This is a genomic window from Paenarthrobacter sp. FR1, from assembly GCF_051106045.1.
GTDB classification, from domain to species: domain Bacteria; phylum Actinomycetota; class Actinomycetes; order Actinomycetales; family Micrococcaceae; genus Arthrobacter; species Arthrobacter nitroguajacolicus_A.
This window is the reverse complement of sequence record NZ_JBPFSF010000004.1, coordinates 214,993-230,630: the sequence shown is the minus strand read 5'-3', so window position 1 is coordinate 230,630 and position 15,638 is coordinate 214,993. Positions and strand designations below refer to the sequence as shown.

At 64.1% G+C, this 15,638-nt stretch carries 14 protein-coding genes; 6 read left to right on the top strand and 8 right to left on the bottom strand.

The genetic code is table 11. From position 1 onward, the window contains the following. Positions 1-4: 4 nt before the first annotated feature. The 5 genes from kdpB to ACR30Z_RS09980 form a co-directional block, all read right to left on the bottom strand. Positions 5-2,143 carry a potassium-transporting ATPase subunit KdpB gene (kdpB, locus tag ACR30Z_RS10000; RefSeq protein ID WP_434372393.1) on the bottom strand — a complete coding sequence of 713 codons (2,139 nt, stop codon included), beginning with the start codon at positions 2,141-2,143 and terminating at the stop codon, positions 5-7. After that, complete coding sequence (gene kdpA, locus ACR30Z_RS09995; protein WP_434372391.1) at positions 2,140-3,807, bottom strand: potassium-transporting ATPase subunit KdpA; 1,668 nt, start codon at positions 3,805-3,807, stop codon at positions 2,140-2,142. Before kdpA ends, kdpB begins: the two co-directional genes overlap by 4 nt. Before the next feature lie 6 nt (positions 3,808-3,813). After that, positions 3,814-3,912 (bottom strand): potassium-transporting ATPase subunit F, encoded by a 99-nt coding sequence (locus ACR30Z_RS09990; RefSeq protein ID WP_434372390.1) that lies wholly within the window; start codon positions 3,910-3,912, stop codon positions 3,814-3,816. 274 nt (positions 3,913-4,186) lie between these two features. Next, a complete protein-coding gene (locus tag ACR30Z_RS09985; protein WP_434372388.1) occupies positions 4,187-4,684 on the bottom strand; it encodes a hypothetical protein in 498 nt (165 codons plus the stop codon). A 23-nt stretch (positions 4,685-4,707) separates the two neighbouring features. Next, positions 4,708-5,559, bottom strand: a complete 852-nt coding sequence (locus ACR30Z_RS09980) for a LysR family transcriptional regulator (protein ID WP_434372386.1) — start codon at positions 5,557-5,559, stop codon at positions 4,708-4,710. 85 nt (positions 5,560-5,644) lie between these two features. Here ACR30Z_RS09980 and ACR30Z_RS09975 point away from each other — a divergent pair, with 85 nt between their 5' ends. Further along, positions 5,645-6,529 (top strand): EamA family transporter, encoded by an 885-nt coding sequence (locus tag ACR30Z_RS09975; protein ID WP_434372384.1) that lies wholly within the window; start codon positions 5,645-5,647, stop codon positions 6,527-6,529. Here ACR30Z_RS09975 and ACR30Z_RS09970 read toward each other — a convergent pair. Beyond that, the gene (locus ACR30Z_RS09970) at positions 6,526-7,545 is read right to left on the bottom strand and encodes a LacI family DNA-binding transcriptional regulator (protein WP_434372382.1); all 1,020 of its coding nucleotides are present in this window, start codon (positions 7,543-7,545) and stop codon (positions 6,526-6,528) included. The genes ACR30Z_RS09975 and ACR30Z_RS09970 overlap by 4 nt on opposite strands. Positions 7,546-7,667: 122 nt before the next feature. Between ACR30Z_RS09970 and ACR30Z_RS09965 the strand changes: the two genes are divergently transcribed. After that, a complete protein-coding gene (locus tag ACR30Z_RS09965; RefSeq protein ID WP_434372380.1) occupies positions 7,668-8,864 on the top strand; it encodes a Gfo/Idh/MocA family protein in 1,197 nt (398 codons plus the stop codon). A 2-nt stretch (positions 8,865-8,866) separates the two neighbouring features. Continuing rightward, on the top strand, positions 8,867-9,877 hold the full coding sequence (locus ACR30Z_RS09960) for a Gfo/Idh/MocA family oxidoreductase (RefSeq protein WP_434372378.1): 1,011 nt from the start codon (positions 8,867-8,869) through the stop codon (positions 9,875-9,877). Between the two features lie 57 nt (positions 9,878-9,934). Here ACR30Z_RS09960 and ACR30Z_RS09955 read toward each other — a convergent pair whose 3' ends face one another. Beyond that, on the bottom strand, positions 9,935-10,729 hold the full coding sequence (locus ACR30Z_RS09955) for a TIM barrel protein (RefSeq protein ID WP_434372376.1): 795 nt from the start codon (positions 10,727-10,729) through the stop codon (positions 9,935-9,937). Further along, on the bottom strand, positions 10,726-11,844 hold the full coding sequence (locus ACR30Z_RS09950) for a Gfo/Idh/MocA family oxidoreductase (protein ID WP_434372374.1): 1,119 nt from the start codon (positions 11,842-11,844) through the stop codon (positions 10,726-10,728). Before ACR30Z_RS09950 ends, ACR30Z_RS09955 begins: the two co-directional genes overlap by 4 nt. Positions 11,845-12,567: 723 nt before the next feature. On the opposite strand from ACR30Z_RS09950, the gene ACR30Z_RS09945 reads away from it, so the two are divergent. From ACR30Z_RS09945 to ACR30Z_RS09935, 3 genes are read left to right on the top strand one after another with little or no spacing between them, the layout of a single operon-like run. Continuing rightward, positions 12,568-12,945 carry an META domain-containing protein gene (locus ACR30Z_RS09945; protein WP_434372372.1) on the top strand — a complete coding sequence of 126 codons (378 nt, stop codon included), beginning with the start codon at positions 12,568-12,570 and terminating at the stop codon, positions 12,943-12,945. 30 nt (positions 12,946-12,975) lie between these two features. Next, positions 12,976-13,998 carry a glutaminase A gene (gene glsA / locus ACR30Z_RS09940; protein WP_434372370.1) on the top strand — a complete coding sequence of 341 codons (1,023 nt, stop codon included), beginning with the start codon at positions 12,976-12,978 and terminating at the stop codon, positions 13,996-13,998. Beyond that, positions 13,988-15,613, top strand: coding sequence for an MFS transporter (locus ACR30Z_RS09935; protein ID WP_434372368.1), 1,626 nt, complete (start codon positions 13,988-13,990; stop codon positions 15,611-15,613). Before glsA ends, ACR30Z_RS09935 begins: the two co-directional genes overlap by 11 nt. Positions 15,614-15,638 lie beyond the last annotated feature (25 nt).

Genomic DNA, 15,638 nt, shown 5'->3' with positions numbered 1-15,638 from the left:
TGTCCTAGCCGATGCCGGGGATGAGGGAAATGATCAGGTCAATGAGTTTGATCCCGAGGAACGGGGCCGCCAATCCGCCCAGGCCGTAAAGCAGCAGGTTCCTGCCCAGCGCCTGATTGGCCGATACTGCCCGGTACTTCACGCCGCGCAACGCCAGCGGAACCAGCACCATGATGATGAGCGCGTTAAAAATCACCGCGGAAAGAATGGCCGACGACGGACTCGCCAGGCCCATGATGTTCAGCATCCCGAGCCCCGGGAACGCGGCCGTAAACAGCGCAGGCACGATCGCGAAGTACTTCGCTACGTCGTTGGCCACCGAGAACGTAGTCAGGGCGCCGCGCGTGATGAGCAACTGTTTGCCGATGCCCACGATGTTGATCAACTTGGTGGGATCGGAATCCAAATCCACCATGTTGGCCGCTTCTTTGGCCGCCGGCGTTCCGGAATTCATTGCCACGCCAACGTCCGCTGCAGCGAGCGCTGGGGCGTCGTTGGTGCCGTCACCTGTCATGGCGACCAGCCGCCCTTCGCCCTGCTCGCGGCGAATCACGTCCAGTTTGTCCTCGGGCGTGGCTTCCGCCACGAAATCGTCGACGCCGGCCTCCGCCGCGATCGCTTTGGCGGTGACGGGGTTGTCGCCGGTGATCATCACCGTGCGGATGCCCATTTTGCGCAGCTCCGCGAACCGGGCGTGCATGCCGGGCTTGACCACATCCGCGAGGTGCACGGTTCCCAGAACCCGTGCGCCGCCGTCGGGCGTGTGTTCGGCGACCAGCAGTGGCGTACCGCCCTGGGCGGAGATTTCCTGCACGCGCCGCTGCACCTCGGCAGGCAGGCGGCCGCCTGCGTCAGTGACAAAATTCCCGACGGCGGATGCAGCACCTTTTCGGATGCGGCGCCCCTTGAGGTCCAAGCCGCTCATACGGGTGCCGGCCGTGAACTCGACGATGGTGATGTCCTTGGAACCCAGGCGGAGATCTGCAAGTTCCGGGCCGTTCACACCTTTGTCGTTGGCGAGTTCCACGATGGAGCGGCCCTCAGGGGTCTCATCGGCAAGGCTCGACAGCCGGGCCGCCGTGATCAGTTCATTCCGTTCCACATCGTTGGCCGGGAAGAAGTTCACCGCTCGCCTGTTGCCGTAGGTGATGGTGCCGGTCTTATCCAGCAGCAACGTGGTGATGTCGCCGGCCGTTTCCACTGCCCTTCCGGACGTGGCCAGCACGTTGTGCTGCACCAGCCGGTCCATGCCCGCGATTCCGATGGCAGGGACCAGCGCGCCGATGGTGGTGGGGATAAGGCAGACCAGAAGGGCCACCAAGACAATGGGCGACGGCGTTGCTCCCGCCAGCGATGCGAACGGTGCCAGGGCCATGGTGACCACCAGGAACACGATGGTCAGGGACACCAAAAGCACGTGGAGGGCGATTTCGTTGGGAGTTTTTTGCCGGACGGCTCCCTCAACGAGCTTGATCATCCGATCGATGAAGGTCGCGCCCGGTTCCGCCGTGATGCGGACCAGAATCCGGTCCGAGAGGACCTTGGTGCCACCGGTTACGGAGGAACGGTCACCGCCGGACTCGCGGATGACCGGTGCGGATTCGCCCGTAATGGTCGACTCATCCACGCTCGCCAGGCCTTCAATGATCTCGCCATCGGAGGGGATCACATCGCCCGCTTCGCAGATCACCACGTCGTTGACCTTGAGGTCCGTACCGGGCACTTCCTTGGTGGTTCCGTCGTCCAAACGCAGCCGCGCCAGCACACCCCTGCGGCTTGCGCGGAGGCTGTCCGCCTGGGCCTTTCCGCGTCCTTCGGCAATGGCTTCGGACAGCGTTCCGAAGAGCACCGTGAGCCAAAGCCAGGCAGTCACCGCGATGCCGAACACGGCGGGCTTGAACCCGCAGATCACTGTGCAGACAGCGGCACCCACCAGCACCACGAACATGACGGGCGAATTGACCATCTGCCGTGGATCAAGCTTCTTGAAGGCCACCGGAAGGGCGGCTCGGATGGTGGCAAGGGTGAGTTTCGCCGGCGCCTTGGTGTGGTGTTTGTGCTCCCCGGGAGTGCCCAAGGGGTTGCCATCAGCGTAGGTAAGCGCTGACGTGTCCGCGGCGGTAGCCGTGCTGGACCGGGTCATTTGATAAGTCCTTCTGCGAGTGGGCCCAAGGCGAGGGCAGGGAAGTAGCTCAGGGCGGTCATGATCACCGTGACGCTGAGCAGGAGCGATCCGAACAGGAATCCGTGAGTGGGTACAGTTCCCGAAGATGCCGGGATCTTTTGTTGCCGCGCCAAGGAGCCGGCCAGGGCCAGGACCAAGGCAATGGGTAGGATCCGGCCAAGCAACATGGCGAGTCCGAGCATGACGGACAGATAGGGGCCGGAGCTGGTGATACCACCGAAAGCTGATCCGTTGTTGTTGGCTCCGGACGTGAAGGCATACAACAGCTCACTGAATTGATGGGGTCCGGACGCGGGCGCATTGGCCATGACATCGGGCAGCAAGGCCGTGATGCCTGCGAGGGTGAGAACCAGGGTGGGCGTAACCAGGATGTAGAGGGCCGCGAGCTTCATTTCACGGGGCCCGATCTTCTTGCCCAGATACTCGGGGGACCGGCCGACCATCAGGCCGGCGATGAATACAGCGATGATGGCCAGGACCAACATGCCGTACAAGCCGGAACCGGTGCCGCCCGGAGCTACCTCGCCCAGCATCATGTTCAGCATCGCGATTCCGCCCGCGAGCGGCGGAAGGGAATCGTGCGCCATGTTCACTGCTCCGGTGGACGTGAGGGTGGTGGAAGCGGCAAAGATCGAGCTCGCTGCCGGCCCCATGCGCTGTTCGAAGCCCTCACCCAAGCCGCCCGCCGCCGTCGACGCCGTGCCTTGCCCGGAGGCGACCGCCCATGCCATCAACGCCGTGGATGTCAGCCATAGCGCGGCCATCACGCCGGCCACGGTGTAGCCCTGGCGCTGGTCACCAACCATCCGCCCGTACGTATAGGGGAGGGCTGACGGGATGAGCAGGATCAGGAACACCTGGAACAGGCTGGTGAACACGTTCGGGTTCTCGAGGGGGTGGGCGGAGTTGGCGTTGAAGTAGCCGCCGCCATTGGTGCCAAGGACCTTGATGGCTTCCTGGGAAGCTACTGGTCCACCGGGAATGACCTGCGTCATTCCGGCTGTTTGGTTGACAACCTCCGTGGACCAGAAGTTCTGCACCACGCCACCGATCACCAGGGAAATCGCTGCCACGGTAGCGATGGGCAGGAGGACCCGGAAAGAGGCCCGGGTGACGTCAACCCAGAAATTTCCCAACCGGTCCGTTCTTGTTCGTGCGATGCCGCGGATCAGGGCAACGGCCACCACGATTCCGACGGCGGCCGACAGGAAATTCTGCACCGCCAGAAGGCACATCTGGACGAAGATGCCCACGGTGGCTTCCGGCACATACGTTTGCCAGTTGGTATTGGTGACGAAGGAGATCGCCGTGTTCATGGCAATCCAGGAATCGACCCCAGGAAGTCCGTTGCTTCCCGGCAGCACACCCTGAAGCCGTTGCAGCGTAAAGATCGCGAGGATGGAAACGGCCGAAAAGACCAGAACGCTGCGCAGGTAGACAGGCCAGCTCTGTTCGGTTCCGGCGTCCACGCCAGCCAGGCGGTAGAACACCCGCTCCGGCCTGGATGACGTGGTGCCCGAGAAGACCCGCGCCAAGTACAGGCCCAAGGGTTTGTGCAGGAGGGCAAGGACCAAAATCAGTACCCCGAGCTGCGTGATGAAGGATGCAGTGCTGAAGACCACCTGCCGTCACCACTTTTCCGGGTTGAGCAGCACTGCCAGCAGATATCCAACCAATGCCAGGGCAGTCAGGAACAAACCGATCCAGATGATGGTGTCCAAGTTCATTGACCACTCACCGGACCATCGCCGTCGCTCATTTTGCCCAAAAGGTGGGCTATCCACATCACGATTCCCATGCTCACCACGAGAATCGCCACAACAGCCACGTCGGCCACTGGAACGTCCTTTCATCTACGCCCCGTTCGCGGGGCTGATGACAGTCAACTCCCGTGAAATGGGCGAAAAGGCGTTCCTAACGGTTCCTTAATGCGGGTGGGGTGAATCTTGACGCGTTCTTAACGCCTTGGGTGTCGCCAGCCCACAGGCTGGGAGGCGAAGGTCAGCGCAGGATCTCCACGAGGGCCACCCAGGAGAACACCACGGCACCGATCAACGCGACGATGGTCCCCAGGGCTACCACCACCAGTCCGGCCGGCACGGACAGGGCCAGCAGCACGCCACCCACGGCGTAGATCACCAGCGGGATCACGAATGACACGATGTGTTGGGCGTCCCAGCGGTGGGGATGGCCCGGGGTGTCATCCTGAACAATGGCGCGGGCGGCAAGGAAGGCGATCACCCCGCCTGCCAGCGTCCCCACCAGGACTTCGATACCAAAGGCCCACAGCTCCTGGCCCGGGATGAGCGCTGCGCAGGCCAGGACCACACCCAGGATGAGCGCCGAAATGGCGGCCCCCGCGCGCGCCGCAAGGCCGCGCGACTCCGCGATCTGCTTGATGTTGACGGAGAGGGCCACGATCAGGAGCCCTCCCAGCGCCGCACCCGCCCCGGCGATCGCCACGTTGAACTCGCCCCACGAGGCCAGCGCCGATTCCATGTGCCCAAGGTAGTGGGCAGCCGCTAGCGGTACAACCCCATCAGCAGCTCCACAATCCGCTCACGTTCCTGTGGCGGATCCTTCTTCGCCCACGCGGCAAATACCGGCACCGGGGGCGCGTCCCGGACCGGGCGGTAGGTGACGCCCCGCCGTCGATACTGGTGAGCCGTGGACCCGGCCGTAATGCCCCGCGCTGCGCCGCTGCCGATCACCGTCAGCCAATCGTCCACGTCCTGGATGGGGACAACCTGCGGGGGCCGGCCATCCTCGGGCCAAAGCTCCAGCGTGGTGCTGCCCGTCCGGAGGTCCATGGCCACCGGCTTCGCCGCGATCTGGGCGAGCGTCACCGACCTCCTCGATGCCAAAGGATCGTCCGAAGCCATGGCGCAGTACCGCTTTTCCTCGCCTACGCGGACATGTTCGACGGCGGCAGCTTGCGGGAGGCGGCGAAGGATGGCGAAGTCGGTGGTCCCGTCGGTGAGGCCCGCGGTAGGGGAGTTGGAGCGGATCAGCTGCAGTTCCACGCTGGGGAAGGCTGCTGCCCACTGACGCTGGAACTCGGTGGTGTGCTCACCCAATGCGGACCACGCATAGCCGATCCTGACCTTGCCGGTGCCGGCCCTGGCGTCCCGTTCCAGATCGGTCAGGAGTGCCAGGATTCTGCGTGCCTTGGTCAGGGCGCGCTCGCCGGAAGGAGTCAGCGCAACGCTGCGAGTGGTGCGCTCCACCAGTCGAACTCCCAGTGTTCGCTCCAGCGCGGCGATGTTTCGGGACACTGCCGCCTGGGACATTCGGAGCTCGATAGCGGCGTCGGTAAAGGTGCCCTCGTCCACCACGGCGGCAAAGCATCGCAGCTGCCTCAGTTCAACGTCCATGCGGTCATCTTATTCATGCGCAGAGCGTATAAATAGCAGCGTCCATGCATTTAGCGGAAGAGTTGGACGCGCGCAGAATTTCAGCATGATCGAGTCCATTCCGGTGAGCGGTTCCACGCAACCGCAGGGTAAGGCAGGCGGGGCCGCCACCCTCGTGGCGAGTGCCCTCTCCAACCAGCTCGGTGCAGCCACAGGATCTCTGGCCTTCCCTGTGCTGGGACCGGTTGGCGTAGTGGCGGTCCGTCAGTTGGTTGCCGCCGTGGTCCTGCTGCCCATGGTCCGGCCCAGGCTCAGGGATCTCAGCTGGGCGCAGTGGTGGCCGGTGCTGCTGTTGGCGGTCTCATTCGGCACCATGAACCTGGGCCTCTACGCGTCGATCCAAAGGATCGGACTCGGGCTCGCCGTGACCCTGGAGTTCCTCGGCCCTCTGGCTGTGGCGCTGATCAGCTCCCGCCGGAAGAGCAGTGCCCTCTGTGCCGTGGCCGCGGCTGTCGGCGTCGTCGCGATTACGCAGCCGGAAGCATCCATGGACTTCGTGGGCATTGGCTTGGGGTTGATCGCCGCTTGCAGTTGGGCCGCCTACATTCTCCTGAACCGAACGGTGGGACGACGCATCCAGGGGATCCAAGGGACCGCAGCCGCAGCAGGGGTGTCGGCGGCGCTGTTCCTGCCGGTCGCCGTCGTGGTCTTTATCAGCCAGCCAGTGGATGGCTTCGCGGTCCTGTGCGCGGTGGGTGCGGGCATCCTCGCCTCGGTGTTGCCGTACGTGGCGGACTTGATTGCGCTGCGGCGGGTCCCGGCGAACCTGTTCGGCGTGCTCATGAGCATCAACCCGGTGTTCGCCGCCATCATCGGTGCCGTGGCCCTGCATGAGGAACTGGCCGTGGGGCAGTGGGCGGGGATCGGACTGATCGTTGCCGCGAACGTCGGCGTGCTGCTGGTCAGGGGACGCGGCGGGAAGCAGGGCTAGGGAGAGGGGACGTGCCCCGTTGACCCCCGGACCTGAAGCTGCGACGGAACCTGGTGGAGCCGCGCAGGCAGGCTGGGAGTGGTGAGCCGTTCCAGAATGAATTTGCCCGCCTCGACGCCGACGGCCAGGTTTCCGTTGTCCACGGAGGTTAGGGACAGGTGTCGGATCTTGGCCAGATAGGTGTTGTCGTAGCCCACCAAGGACAGGTCTTGGGGCACTGAGAGGCCGAGGTCATCGGCCGCCGACAGCGCGCCGATGCAGGCGATGTCGTTGTACGCGAAGATGGCCGTGGGCTTGGCCGGGGCGGCAAGGAGCCGGCTGGCCGCGCTGTAGGCGCTTTCCTCGCTCACTCCGCCGGCTACCACCGTGGGTTCCAGCCCGGCGTCGCGCATTGTCCGTTCAAAGGACAACCGCCGCAATTTCCCCACCTCACCCGGGCCCTGCAGGTGGGCCACCCGGCGGTGCCCCAACTGCAGCAAATGTTCTGTCGCCTGGCGCGCACCGGCGTCGTCGTCATTGACTACGATGTCGACGCCGGGAAGGGCAGGTTCGCGGGTTCCGGCCAGGACCACGGGGAGGCTTCGGGCGGCGTTTTCGATGGCTGCGGACTCGTTGGTGGTGCCGACCATTACCAAGCCATCGATCCTCTGCTCCAGCAGGGTTTCCACGGAACTGCGGCCCACGCGCTGGTCTGTGTAGGCGTCAGCGAGGACCGGGGAGACGCCTGCTGCGTGGAGGGACGCCGTCAGCCCTTCGAGCAGCTCCACGAACCACGGATTCCGGATGTCATTGAGTACCACGCCGATGGTTCCGCTGCGGGTGCCGGAAAGCCGCTGCGCCAGGCGGTTGGGCCGGTAGCCCAAGTGCTCCATGGCCTCCAGGACGGCACGACGACGGCTATCGCTGACGTTGGCGGAGCCCTGTAAGACGAGGGAGACCAAGGATTTTGAGACGCCGGCGGCGCTGGCGACATCACGGATGGTCGGTTTGGGGCCGGACGCGGGCGCGTCGGTCATGGCGGCGTCTCCTTTCGGTCCGGGCGATTCCATCCAAGCTTAGAGGGGTTGACGCGCTGCCCCTCTCCTAGCCATTATGGACCGGTCCAAGTAAATTCCAAAGAGAGACAAAGAGGATCTTCATGAGTGCACGGAATAGCCGGCGGCTGATCGCCGGGATGGTGGGCGGCGGGGCTGGCGCCGATGTTGGCAAGTCGCACCGCTACGCCATGCGACTGGATGACCAGTACGAACTCCAGGCCGGAGTCTTCGGCCGCGACGCGCTTGCGTCCCGCGACATCGCGGCCGGACTCGGCGTGCCGCAAGAACGCAGCTACACGGATTACCGTGAGATGGCCTCCGCCGAGGCCGCTCGTGAAGATGGCGTGGACGTGGTGACGGTGGCAACGCCCAATGACAGCCACTTCGAGATCGCGCGTACCTTCCTGGAAGCCGGGATCTCCGTGGTGTGCGAGAAGCCGCTGACGCAGGATTCGGAAACCGCAGCTGAACTGGTGCGCATCGCCACTACCAATGATGTTGTCCTGGCGGTGCCGCACTGCTATCCGTCCTACGCGATGGTTCGCCAAGCTGCCCGAATGGTCCGCAATGGTGAGCTGGGCGCCGTCCGGTTTGTCGACGTCGAGCATGCCTCCGGCTGGGCGGCGACGCCCCTGGAAGAGCTGGGCCACAAGCAGGCGAAATGGCGCACGAATCCAGATATCGCCGGGTTCCCCAGTGTGGTGGGTGACCTGGGAACGCATGCCTTCCACCTGCTCCGCGCCATCACGGGCCTGGAAGCCGAGCGCCTTTCCGGCCGTCTGCAGACCCTGGTGCCTGGGAGGCGCGTCTTCGACCACGCCACGGTGGAACTGGAACTCACCGGCTCGGTGCCCGCCCGCGTCTGGGCCAGTATGGCCGCCACCGGCCACAACCACGGGCTCCGCATCCGCGTCTACGGCGAAAAGGGCAGCCTTGAATGGCGGCACGAGGATCCGCACCACCTCAAAGTCCAGGACCTGGCCGGTGCCACTACCGTTCTCTCGCAAGGGCTCAGCACACTGCACCACGACGCCTCCCGCCTGACGCGCGTCGGCCTCGGTCATCCGGAGGGCTTCCTCGAGGCCTTCGCCAACTTCTACTCCGACCTCGCCGAAGTACTCCGCGCACGCCGCGACGGCACCGCGATGCCGGAGCGGGAGTTGTCCTTCCCTACGGGAATCGACGGCCTGATCGGCGTCCAATTCGTCGAAGCCGTCGCTGCGTCGCACTATGACGACTCCGCCTGGAAAGTCCCGGCCTCCTTTGCCCCGTCCCGCGTCGAGAAAGCAGCAGTCTGACCATGCTCCGTTTCGCCCTCATTGGAGCCGGCTTCATCGGTTCCGTCCACGCCACCAACCTCGCGGCCAACCCAGGCATCGACTTCCGCCTCGTTTACGACGTCGACTCACAGCGCGCGCAGACGATCGCCGCCGCTCATGGCGCAGCTGTGGCCAGCACCCTGGAAGAGGTGTTTGATGCCTCGGCCATTGACGCCGTCTTTATCGCCTCGTCAACGGATACCCATGCCGCGCACCTGCGTCGGGCGGCCGCGGCCGGGATCGCTGTCCTTTGCGAGAAACCGATCGACCTGGACTTGGACCGTGCCCGGGAGGTTGCCGCGTTTGCACAGGAGAGTGGGGTTCCCGTGATGGTGGACTTCAACCGGCGCTTCGATCGCGACTATGCCGAACTCAAGCGCGTGGTGGATTCCGGCGGGATCGGCAAGGTGGAGCTGATCCAGCTCACCTCGAGGGGTCCGTCAATGCCGCCGCTGTCCTACGTTGCGACGTCCGGCGGCCAGATGCGTGACCAGGCCGTGCACTTCTTCGACCTCGCGCGCTGGCTTTCAGGATTGGATCCGGTGGAGGTCTTCGCCGCAGGCTCGGCCCTGGCGGAGCCCAACATCGTGAAGTACGACGACGTTGACACTTCCGCGGTCACCCTGCGGCTGCCCGGAGGTGCTTTGGTCCAGATCGATTCCGTGCGCCGCACCGGGTATGGGTATGACGAACGTATCGAGGTCATGGGATCCGAGGGGATGGTGGAAGCCCGGCGGCATCGCAATGGTGCTGTCTCGCGCTACAGCGGGGGATCCGTGGTGGATGACGGTCTGCACCCGGGCTGGTTCGAACGAGTGCAGCCAACGTACGCGGCAGCACTCGCGTCTTTCGTTGCCTGCGTGGACGGCGGTTCTTTGGAGGGCGGTACGCCCCCTGCTCCTTCGCTGGAGGATGGCCTGAAAGCCCAAGCCATCGCGGAAGCCGCGGTGCTCTCCCTTCGCTCCGGGCGCATGGAGCCCATCAAGTACTGACCCAAGTACGTGGCAGTAGTGCGCGTTATGAATGGTCAGAACGCGCACTACTGCGACTCAGTTGGGAGAGAACGCGGCGCGGAAGGCCGCCAAGGCGGTGTCTCCCGCTTCGATGCTCTGGCCGCCCACCGCGCCCGCTTCCAGGCCGATTACGCCGGTGTACCCGGCGTCCCGGAGTGCCCTGGCGATGCCCGGATAGTTGATCTCACCGGTGCCCGGCTCGAAGCGTCCGGGGACGTCGGCCACTTGGATCTCGCCCGTGAACGGCTGGGCTGCCCGGACAAGCTCGATCAGGTTCCCTTCGCCGATTTGTGCGTGATAGAGGTCCAGCATCATCTTCACATGGGGATGGTTGACGGCTTGGACCAGGGCGAGGGTGTCCTTGGCGCGAGCCAGGGGAATACCGGGGTGGTCGAGGATGGTGTTCAGGTTTTCCAACGCGAACGTAATGCCGTGTTTTTCGCCCAAGCCGGCCAGGCCCTCCAGGGTCCGCAGGCCGGTCAGCCACATCTCACCCGTGGAGCGATGGGTGGGCTGCACAGCCCGCCCGCCCTCGCCGAGTTCCGCAGGGTGGACCACCATCCGCTCGACCCCCAGCTCCAGCGCCGTGGGGATCAGCTTCTCCGCCGAGGCCAGCACCTCGTGGGCAGTTGCGGGATCGATCACGCTGCCGCCGAAGTACCCGCTCATGGAGGAGAAGGTGGCGCCGGTTGCTGCGAGTGCCGAGATGTCCCGGCCCCGGGTGTCCCAGAGCTCAACCTCGAAGCCTTGCTCATGGATCCGACGCACGCGGTCGATCAAGGGCAGCTCCCCATAGACCATTTCGGCGCAAACGGCCAGGCGGAAGCTCATGCTCCTGCCGCCTGCAAGTCAGCTACCTCGGACACCTCAACCGGCAGGCCACTTTCCGAGGATTTGAACGCAGCCAGGGCCACTGCCAACGCGTTGCGCGCGTCTACCCCACCCGGCGCTGCCACAGCGGAAGGTGAGTTGGTCGTCGTCGTGCGTTCCCTTTGCGTACCGCGGCGAGCGGCAACATCGTCCGCAAAGTGGGCGAGTTCAGCCGTATAGGCGTCGCGGAAGAGGTCGATGTTCAGTCGGGTGGTGTCCGAGCCGATGCCGGCCGCGGTGTAGCTCGTGGCGTTGGTAGCCTGCGGGCCGCCGGCGGTGACCATGCCTGCTGAGCCGAAGACCTCGCCGCGGACGTCGTAGCCGTAGAGGGCGTTGAAGTTGGCTTCGGCCACCGCGATGGCACCGTTGCTGTAGGTGACAGTGACAACCGCCGTATCCAGGAGTCCACCCGCTTTGGCCTCCGGGGCCACCAGCGCGTCCGCCACGGCATGGACCTTGACGGGGACCGCGCCCGGGTTGAGCCAGTTGAGGGTATCGAAATCGTGGATCAGTGTTTCCAGGAAAATGGTGCCCGGGGCGATGCGCTCGGGGTTGTTGATGCCGTCTTCCGTTCCGGGGTCGCGGGTGAGGGAGCGGAGCAGTTGCGGTACGCCGATGGCGCCGTCATCGATCAGCTTCCGTGCGGCGGCGAAGTCGGCGGAGTAGCGGCGGTTGAAACCGAAGCGAAGCACGACGCCGGCCTCTTCCGCTGCGGCGATGGCAGCGTCCAGTTCCTCCACGGTTCGTCCGCCGGGCTTCTCGCAGAAGATGTCCTTGCCGGCCTTCGCCGCCGAGGTGATCAGCTCGGAGTGGAACCGCAGGGGAGTTGCGATGAGCACGGCATCGACGTCTGGGTCAGCCAAGACATCCGCAATGTCCGTGCTGATCTTGGTGACTCCGAGCTTGTCAGCGAGTGCTTCGAGGGCTGGCAGTACAGGATCGGCGATGGCTTCCACTCGTGCAGTGGGGATACGGAGCGCGATGGATTCGGCATGGAATTTGCCGATCCAGCCCGCGCCGATCACCGCGATGCGGACAGGCCGGTCCTCGGTGACCGGATGGTGAAGGTATGTCATGGGGCTCCTCGATTCACGCTTCTAGATCGTTCTAGTCACACAATGCTCGCATGATCGTGTGGTCCACGTCTAGATCGTTCTAATCGCGGCGTCGTCGACGGGAACCGGGGGCTCTGCAGCCCAGTGCCACCGTGAGAATCGGCCCGAGCAAAAGGAGTAGAAAGATGGTTCCCGCCGCAACAAGGCCAGCCAACAGGACCAGGCCGGCCATCAATAGGAGATGGATATCGGGGGCCTCCGTCAGCGAAAGAAGCGCTGGGGTGGCAAAACTGGCAAGGGACTTCACATGGTGCTCCTGTGGCTCAACAGTTGATTTCGGCTCGACCTATGAGTGCGCGGAAGAAGCAGAAGGTGTCGTTGTTTATTGCTTGGGTTCAGGCCCTGAGCCTTCGTTGCCATATGAAGGATGGCTGCATCAAAAAATTCTTCACAACACTGCGTCACGTTTCCGCGGGTCAGAGTACATATCCAGTGCCCATGTCGTTGAACTGCTTCCTGCGCCGTTGCCCTTTTCGGCTGCGCTGCGGTCCATCGACGGAGTTAGCAGCGGCGGGTGTGGTGGGTTCTGGGGCCCACCCGGGGCGCCGTCGCTGCGTAGACCGGGCTAGTGCGGTCGGTCGTCTGAGTCGCGACCGGCCGCACGATTCGGTGAACAACACGATTCGGTGAACAACCGGTCCAAAACTCTGGTGATTTGCGCCGAGGCGAACCTAGACTGACCGCATGGTGCCGACTCAGCCACGTATTTTCCGCGTTGTTGCTGCTGCTTTCGTGGCCGTTGCCCTCTTGGCGGGCTGTGCGGGGTCAAGCAGTCCTTTCGTCGGCGTGTGGGGTGACACCAGCGACACCAAGCAGCCCTCCCTCGATCTCAAGGCTGACGGCAACGCCACAGGAACTGACGGTTGCAACAGGCTGATCGGCTCGTGGAAGGAGGATGCCAAAACCATAACCTTTGGTGGTTTCGCGTCCTCACGCATGGCATGTGAAGGCGTGGACACATGGCTTTCCAACGCAGCCACCGCCAAGATCCAGGAGGACGGCAAGTTGGCGGTGTTTGGTCAGGATGGAAGCCAGATCGGCACACTCAATTCCGGCAAATAACCGCGCGGAAACGGCATTATTGGGGGTTTAGTGTTGGATTCGAACGTCGAGGGCGTGGAACAGTCCGTTTCAACAGGATCACTGCCGGGCTGGGAACAGGTGGACTCGCTGGTGGTCGCCTCCCACACGAGGAACCGCGCATGCCAGGACGGTGCCGTGGCCGACTACATTCCGGTCCTGGCCCAAGCCGACCCGGAGCTGTTCGGAGTCTGCGTGGTGGAGGTGGACGGCGGAGTACACCTTGCCGGGGACGCGGACGTGGAGTTTTCCATCCAGTCCATCTCCAAAGCTTTCGTCTACGCGCTGGTCTGCGAAGAATTCGGACATGCCGCCGTGGCTGACCTCGTGGGCGTGAACAACACCGGGTTGGCATTCAACTCTGTAATTGCCATAGAGCTCAACGACGGCCACCCCATGAATCCCATGGTGAACGCGGGCGCCTTGGCCACCACGGCGCTCATGCCCGGTGCTACGCCGGATGAGCAATGGAATGCCATCCGCAAAGGCTTGTCCGCCTTTGCCGGCCGTGAATTGGAACTGGACCAAGAGGTCTATCGGTCCGAGGCAGCCACCAACACCCGCAACCGCGCCATAGCCCGCCTCCTGGAAAGTTACGGCAGGATCAACCGGGACCCGCTGGAGGTAGTGGACGTCTACACCAAGCAATGTTCGTTGCGTGTCAGTGCGCGTGACCTTGCCATCATGGGCGCCACCCTGGCCGACGGCGGTGTCAACCCCGTCACCGGTCAGAGCGTTGTTTCAGCCGAGGTCTGCCGGGACACCCTGGCGATCCTGGCCGCTAATGGACTGTATGAACGGTCCGGAGAATGGTTGTTCGAGATCGGGTTGCCCGGGAAATCCGGCGTCTCAGGCGGACTCCTCACCGTCTCGCCCGGCAAGGCCGGGATCGGAGCATTCTCGCCACGCCTTGACCCTGCAGGAAACAGCGTCCGCGGGCAGCAGGCCACCGCCTATCTATCCCGGGTCCTGGGCCTGAACATCTTCGCTTCCCAAGCCTACGCACCCAGCGAAAGGTCCACGAATGTCCACTAGTACAGCGCCCATTTCAGCCGTGGAGCAGCGGGCTTCCTGGATCCCGATGGTTGGATTGTTTCTCGCCCAGGTGCTCATGTCCTTCAACGTCGCAGCCCTGCCGGTCTCCCTGGGTGGAATGGTCCAGGATTTCGGTGTTCCGCCCACTACCGTCAGCACGGTCATCGTCACCTACGGCTTGGTGGTGGCCGCGCTGGTCATGGTCGGTGCCAAGCTCGGGCAACGCATCGGCTGGGTGGTCATCTTCCGGGTAGTCGTGGCACTCTTCGCAGCATCGGCGTTGATGATGATTTTCGCGCCGACGGTGGGCTGGGCCATTGCGGCCCAAGCATTTGCGGGTGCCTCTGCTGCCATCATCGTCCCCTCGTTGGTGGCGTTGATCGCGGAGAACTATCACGGCAGCCAGCAGGCCACTGCCATCGGGTCGCTCGGTTCGGCCCGGGCGCTGTCCGGAGTGAGCGCCTTCCTCATCGGTGGAACCCTGGGGACTTTGGTGGGTTGGCGGCCGGTCTTCGGAATCGTCTTGGCGCTGGCCGTGGCGGTGTTTGGCTTCAGCTTCAAGCTCCGCTCTGATCGCGGGAACCCGGAGGTAAAGATCGACGTCGTTGCTGCCGCCCTCATCGGTGGCGGCATCGTCTCGCTCACGATCGGTTTCAACAACCTCAACGCCTGGGGCCCGCTCGCTGCCACCGAAGGTGCGCCGTTCGATGTGCTCGGAGTATCGCCCGCGCCGCTGCTGATCCTGATCGGCGTGGTCCTGGGCCAGACGTTCTTCATGTGGACACGGAAAAGGACCAAGGACGGCAAGGTGCCGTTGGTGAGCCTGGCGGTGTTGGGCTCCTCCCGTGAACGGGCCGCCGTCTACGCCATGTTCATTGTGGTGTCCCTGGAGGCCGCGCTGAACTTCACTGTTCCGCTGTACATTCAGATCGTCCAAGGCCGCACCCCATTCGACACGTCATTGGCCATGATGCCGTTCAACCTGACGGTGTTCATCACGGCCACCTTGGTGGTCCGGTTCTACAAGCGCTACAGCCCGCGGACCATCGCAGTTTTCTCGTTCATCCTCACGACGGCCGCCCTGGCGTGGCTCGCCCTGGTGGTGAACAACAACTGGGAGACCCTGCCAACCATCCTGGGTCTCTTCGTGTTCGGTGTTGGGCAGGGCGCCTTGGTTACTTTGGTTTTCAACGTCCTGGTCACCGCCGCCCCCAAGGAGTTGGCCGGCGATGTTGGATCGATCCGCGGAACCACCCAGAACCTCGCCTCGGCCGTGGGCACGGCACTTGCCGGCGCGTTGCTGGTGACCATCCTCAGCCTCAACGTGGGCCAGGCTGTGATGAACAACGTGGACCTCCCGGAGTCGCTCAGGCAGCAGGTGAACCTGGACAACGTCAACTTCGTGAGCAATGACAACCTCCGCGCAGTCCTCAACGACACTGACGCCACAGAAGCCCAGGTGGAGACCGCCGTCGCCATTAACACTGACGCCCGGTTGAGGGCGCTGAAGACCGGCCTCCTGATCCTGGCGGGCGTGAGCGCCGTCGCTATCCTCCCGGCGACCCGGCTGCCCAAGTACCGGCCGCATGAGATCCCGGACCCCTCGGACAGGTAGATCGTTCTATAGACTGGCTCCCGAG

Bases quoted from the DNA above. Each gene is read 5' to 3' on its own strand.
- kdpB (WP_434372393.1), bottom strand. From the start codon at position 2,143: ATGACCCGGTCCAGCACGGCTACCGCCGCGGACACGTCAGCGCTTACC.
- ACR30Z_RS09990 (WP_434372390.1), bottom strand. From the start codon at position 3,912: ATGAACTTGGACACCATCATCTGGATCGGTTTGTTCCTGACTGCCCTG.
- ACR30Z_RS09985 (WP_434372388.1), bottom strand. From the start codon at position 4,684: ATGGAATCGGCGCTGGCCTCGTGGGGCGAGTTCAACGTGGCGATCGCC.
- ACR30Z_RS09980 (WP_434372386.1), bottom strand. From the start codon at position 5,559: ATGGACGTTGAACTGAGGCAGCTGCGATGCTTTGCCGCCGTGGTGGAC.
- ACR30Z_RS09975 (WP_434372384.1), top strand. From the start codon at position 5,645: ATGATCGAGTCCATTCCGGTGAGCGGTTCCACGCAACCGCAGGGTAAG.
- ACR30Z_RS09970 (WP_434372382.1), bottom strand. From the start codon at position 7,545: ATGACCGACGCGCCCGCGTCCGGCCCCAAACCGACCATCCGTGATGTC.
- ACR30Z_RS09965 (WP_434372380.1), top strand. From the start codon at position 7,668: ATGAGTGCACGGAATAGCCGGCGGCTGATCGCCGGGATGGTGGGCGGC.
- ACR30Z_RS09960 (WP_434372378.1), top strand. From the start codon at position 8,867: ATGCTCCGTTTCGCCCTCATTGGAGCCGGCTTCATCGGTTCCGTCCAC.
- ACR30Z_RS09955 (WP_434372376.1), bottom strand. From the start codon at position 10,729: ATGAGCTTCCGCCTGGCCGTTTGCGCCGAAATGGTCTATGGGGAGCTG.
- ACR30Z_RS09950 (WP_434372374.1), bottom strand. From the start codon at position 11,844: ATGACATACCTTCACCATCCGGTCACCGAGGACCGGCCTGTCCGCATC.
- ACR30Z_RS09945 (WP_434372372.1), top strand. From the start codon at position 12,568: ATGGTGCCGACTCAGCCACGTATTTTCCGCGTTGTTGCTGCTGCTTTC.
- ACR30Z_RS09935 (WP_434372368.1), top strand. From the start codon at position 13,988: ATGTCCACTAGTACAGCGCCCATTTCAGCCGTGGAGCAGCGGGCTTCC.